This window comes from Amycolatopsis sp. NPDC104775 (assembly GCF_055583325.1).
On the sequence record NZ_JBVJOE010000001.1, the window covers coordinates 1,474,183 to 1,479,101 of the forward strand.

Genomic DNA, 4,919 nt, shown 5'->3' on the forward strand with positions numbered 1-4,919 from the left:
GGTGCTGGCGTGGGGTGTTTGTATGGTGTGTGGGGGGGGGGGCGGAACCCCCCCCCCCCCCCCCCCCCCCCCCCCCCCGAACCGCAGAGAAGGCTTCGTATCGGGGTGCAGGGCGGGGGCTGGGTGCCTGGATCGGTGGGTGAGTTGGTGGCGGTTTCGGAGGGGGTGCGCGGGCCTCGGGCGGGTGGTCTCGTTGGGGTTCGCGGATGGGGCTCGCCTCAATGTGGCATTGGTGCATGTGACGCACCCAAATGTGGCGTTCGGTGCGTTGAGCGCACCTAATGCCACATTGGAGGACGCGCGCGGCGGCGGTCGTGAGGGGAACCCTGAGGGACTCTGAGTCTGTGAAGGTGGCCCTCACAGACAGTCGAGGGTCGTGAGGGGAACCCTGAGGGAGTCTGAGTCAGTGAGGGTGGCCCTCACGGGGCTTGGCGGAGGCGCGAAGGTCAGCGGAAGGCTGGGTAGAAGGCCAGGTCGGCGTGCGGGCCCAGGCGGGCGGCCAGGGCGGCGGCTACTCGTGTGGAGTGTTCGGCGACCTCGGTCAGGCGGGAGTAGCCGGCGTGCCTTGCCAGTTCGCGCCACCACGTGACCAGGGCTGCTTCGCGGCTGACTGGGGTGGCGTGCCTGCTCAGGTCGAGGTGCGGGAGCAGGTCTCGGGTGATTTGCCAGACTTGCAGCATTTCGCTGATGGTGAGTTGTTTGGCCAGTTCGACGTCGTCGGCGAAGGAGGGCCAGACGTCGACGATTTCGGCTCGCCAGGCGGCGATCATCGCTTCGCTCATGCCTGCGGGCAGCGCCATCGCGCGGGGGTCCGAAACGAATGGCAGGCGCAGGCAGGAGGCGTCGACCAGCGCGGTGCGGACGCGGCCGCGTTCGAAGTCCAGGAAGCGGACTCCCGCGCCGGTGACCAGGTTGTTTTCCGGGGACAGTTCGACTGGGCTGAAGGCGCGGAAGGCTGCTGACCGAGCTTGGGCGATGGCTTCGGCGATGCGTTCGCGGACGGCTTCGGGGACGGGCACGTCGAGCAGTTCGGCGAGGAGTTCTTCCACGTCGTCGGCCAACCCGGCGAGGCCGTCGTCGTCCGTGCGCACCGGGCCGCCCAGGCGGCGCAGCAGGGCGTTGAAGTCGGCTTCGCGGCTGGCGGTGCTGGCGTGCAGACGGCCCAGCGAGCGGGCCCACGAGAGCAGCGCGCGTTCGGCTGCGCGGGAGTCCCGGGCGGTCAGTTTGTCTTGCAGGGTGGGCGCGCGGCCCAGGTCCTCGATCACCAGCACGCGGTGGCCGCCGTCGTGGGCGAGGAGTTCGGGGCACATTCGCTCGTCCGGGGCCAGTGCGGTGAACAGCTGGTAGCTCACGGCTTCCTGGGCGAACGGATCGACCCGGCCGGGTTCCGGCGGGTCCGGATAGTGCTTGACCACCAGCGTCCGCGGCAGTGCGAACGAGGAAGAGACGACCCTTGCCCGCACGACCGTCGCCGGGCCGCTTCCGGAGAGGTGTTCCGGGGAGACCAGCGTGATCGCGCTCCCGAACCGGCGCGTGAGCACCGCCTCGCCCGCCGCGACGGCCGCGGCGACGGCGAGTTCCCCGGCTTCCGCCCGGACTCCAGCGTCGCCGGCGGAGGAGGTGTCGACTGTCATTGTCACCGACCCTACTCGTGACTGAGCAACCATGACCACAACGTTCCGGGCGCCGGGACGCGCCCCGGATCACCCACGGGAAAGCGGACGCAGCAAGGCGGCGGAACGTTGCTTGCGTCGGCGAACTATCAGCACAATGGCCGCAGCAAGAACGATTCCGAAGAGGTTGACCAGCAGCTGCAGCACCGAAAAACCGGCCCGGTCCCACCGTCCGGCGACCGCCGCGACCATGGCGTACCCGGCCGCGGGCACCGTGGTCACCGAAATGAACACGCCGACCAGCGCGGCCGATTTCGCCGACGTCATCGCGAGCATTCCCGCCGCACCGGCGAGCAATGCCACCACGAACGACGCGGGTCCGACTTGATACACGAAATCGACCTGGTGGTTGTTGACTATCGCGTGCGGATCGAAAAGCCCGGCCCAGCTGCCCAGCAGCACGCCGAGCAGCGTGATCGCCATAGCGACCGGGAAACCGCCGACGAGCGCGACCCCGGCGCGGCGCACCAGGTCCCAGCGGCTCAGCACCACGCCGACCGCGATCGCGGCGAGCGGGCCGAATTCGGGGCCCACCACCATCGCGCCGACGATCGTGACCGACGAGTCGGTGAGCACGCCGACCGCGGCCAGCAGGCACGCGATGGCGAGGAACGCCTGGAACGTGGCGTTCCACCGCGATTCCTCGCCGGTGCGGCCGAGCAGCTCCTGCCACACGACCGCGTCCGCGCCTTCGCCGGGAGCGGCTTCCTCGGCCGCGTCTGCGGCATCGGAAAGCGCCGTGTCCAGCGATTCCATGGTGATGCCGCCGCTGCGGTCGAGACCGAGCGCGCACAAGGCGTCGACGATGTCGTCAGCCGCCTCCCGCGCGACGTCCGCCTCGATGAGGTCGCCCTCGGGCGAGACGGACGCGCCGCGGTGCACGATCAGGTGCGCCGCGCCCGGGTGGGTGCGCAGCAGCTCCAGCGTCTCGTCCGTGCGCTCCGGCGGGCAGATCGCCCTGAGATGCAGCACTACTTCTGCGGTGCGGCAGCCGGTTTGCTCTGCGGGACAGCCGGTTTCGCGTCGATCCCGGCTTCCTTGCGCTGCTGCGCGGTGATCGGCGCGGGCGCGGCGGTGAGCGGGTCGTAGCCGCCGCCGGTCTTCGGGAACGCGATCACGTCGCGCAGCGAATCGGCCTTGGCCAGAAGCATCACGATGCGGTCCCAGCCGAACGCGATGCCGCCGTGCGGGGGCGCGCCGAACTGGAACGCTTCGAGAAGGAAGCCGAACTTCTCCTGCGCTTCCTCCTCGCCGAGGCCCATCAGCGCGAACACGCGCTTCTGGACGTCCTCGCGGTGGATACGGATCGAGCCGCCGCCGATCTCGTTGCCGTTGCAGACGAGGTCGTAGGCGTAGGCGAGCGCGTTGCCCGGGTCCTGCTCGAACTTGTCGATCCACTCCGGGGTCGGCGAGGTGAACGCGTGGTGCACGGCGGTCCACTTGCCGGAGCCGACCGCGACGTCGTCGCCGATGTCCTCGACCGGCGCGAACAGCGGCGCGTCCACCACCCACACGAACGACCAGGCGTCCTCATCGATCAGTCCGAGGCGGCGGCCGATCTCATCGCGCGCGGCGCCGAGCAGCGGCTGCGCGGCGGAAACCTTGCCCGCGGCGAAGAAAATGCAGTCGCCGGGCTTCGCGCCCGCGGCTTCCGCGACGTTCGCGCGCTCGGTCTCGGACAGGTTCTTGGCGACCGGGCCGCCGAGCGTGCCGTCCTCGTTGACCAGGACGTACGCCAGGCCCTTCGCGCCGCGCTGCTTCGCCCACTCCTGCCAGGCGTCGAGCTGGCGACGCGGCTGCGAGGCGCCGCCTGCCATCACGACCGCGCCGACGTACGGGGCCTGGAACACGCGGAACGGCGTGTCGGAGAAGAAGTCGGTGAGTTCGGTGATCTCGAGGTCGAAGCGCAGGTCCGGCTTGTCGGAGCCGTACTTGGCCATCGACTCGCGGTAGGTGATCCGCGGGATCGGGGTGGCGATCTCGTGCCCGATCAGCTTCCACAGCGCCTTGACGATCGCTTCGCCGACCGCGATGACGTCGTCCTGCTCGACGAAGCTCATCTCGATGTCGAGCTGCGTGAACTCGGGCTGGCGGTCGGCGCGGAAGTCCTCGTCGCGGTAGCAGCGGGCGATCTGGAAGTACCGTTCCATGCCGCCGACCATGAGCAGCTGCTTGAACAGCTGCGGCGACTGCGGGAGCGCGTACCAGGAACCGGGCTTGAGCCGCGCCGGGACGAGGAAGTCGCGGGCGCCTTCCGGGGTGGAGCGGGTCATCGTCGGCGTCTCGATCTCGACGAAGTCCTGCGCGTGCAGCACCTCGCGCGCCGTGCGGCTGACCTCGCTGCGCAGCCGGATCGCGGCCGCCGGGCCGCTGCGGCGCAGGTCGAGGTAGCGGTACTTGAGCCGGACCTCCTCGCCGACGTCGACCCGGTCGTCGATCGGGAACGGCAGCGGAGCGGCCTCGGACAGCACGTCCAGCTCGGTGGCCAGCACCTCGATCTCGCCGGTGGCGATGTCCGGGTTCGCGTTGCCCTCGGGCCGCTTCGACACCTCGCCGACGACCTTCACGCAGAACTCCGACCGCAGCGCGTGCGCGCGCTCGGCCATCTCGCCCTCGCGGAACACGACCTGCGCGACGCCGCTGGCGTCCCGGAGATCGATGAAGATGACTCCGCCGTGATCGCGCCGCCGCGCCACCCAGCCGGTGAGGGTGACGGTCTGACCGGCCTGTCCGGCACGCAGAGTGCCGGCTTGATGAGTGCGGAGCACTGCGACTGCTCTCCCTAGGTCCACGAGGTTCGGGCGCGGCGTGGTGTCCGGCTGTTCGCCGAGCACGCATTTCGCCGGATACAGAGGCTAACGAACCCGGTGTCCGGGGGTGCGGGCAGGTTTGGGTCGGGCCGGTGGGCGGCGGGGATCGGCGGTGGCGGGGCTGGCTGGGCTTGGGTGCCGGGAGTGAGGCGGGCCAGAGTGATGGGTGGGGCTCGCCTGGACCGGTGAGTGCCGGGCGTGGCACCCGCGCAGGTGGCGGTGCGGGCTTGCTCAAGCTGGTTGCCGGAGTGGCAGCGGGCTGCGTGCCAGCCGGACCGCCGGACCGGAGGCAGGGCTGGGCACAGCCAGACCGCCAGACCAGAGCCGCGCCAGGCACCAACCAGACCGCCAGACCAGAGCCGCGCCAGGCACCAACCAGACCGCCAGACCAGAGCCGCGCCAGGCACCAACCAGACCGCCAGACCAGAGCCGCGCC

Annotated in this window: 3 protein-coding genes; all 3 read right to left on the reverse strand. The window is 70.4% G+C overall.

The window, feature by feature from the left end; translation table 11 throughout:
• Window positions 1–446: 446 nt before the first annotated feature.
• The 3 genes from ACZ63D_RS06450 to aspS all read right to left on the reverse strand — a co-directional run bounded on the left by ACZ63D_RS06450 (window position 447) and on the right by aspS (window position 4,441).
• Window positions 447–1,634, reverse strand: coding sequence for a phosphotransferase (locus tag ACZ63D_RS06450; protein WP_465353252.1), 1,188 nt, complete (start codon window positions 1,632–1,634; stop codon window positions 447–449).
• Window positions 1,635–1,703: 69 nt separating this feature from the next.
• Window positions 1,704–2,645 carry a DUF389 domain-containing protein gene (locus ACZ63D_RS06455; protein ID WP_465353253.1) on the reverse strand — a complete coding sequence of 314 codons (942 nt, stop codon included), beginning with the start codon at window positions 2,643–2,645 and terminating at the stop codon, window positions 1,704–1,706.
• Window positions 2,645–4,441: an aspartate--tRNA ligase gene (aspS, locus tag ACZ63D_RS06460; protein ID WP_465353254.1), complete on the reverse strand. Its 1,797-nt coding sequence runs from the start codon at window positions 4,439–4,441 to the stop codon at window positions 2,645–2,647. Before aspS ends, ACZ63D_RS06455 begins: the two co-directional genes overlap by 1 nt.
• Between the last annotated feature and the right edge of the window lie 478 nt (window positions 4,442–4,919).

Coding starts and splice junctions, on each gene's coding strand:
- ACZ63D_RS06450 (WP_465353252.1), bottom strand. CDS start 1,634: ATGACAGTCGACACCTCCTCCGCCGGCGACGCTGGAGTCCGGGCGGAA.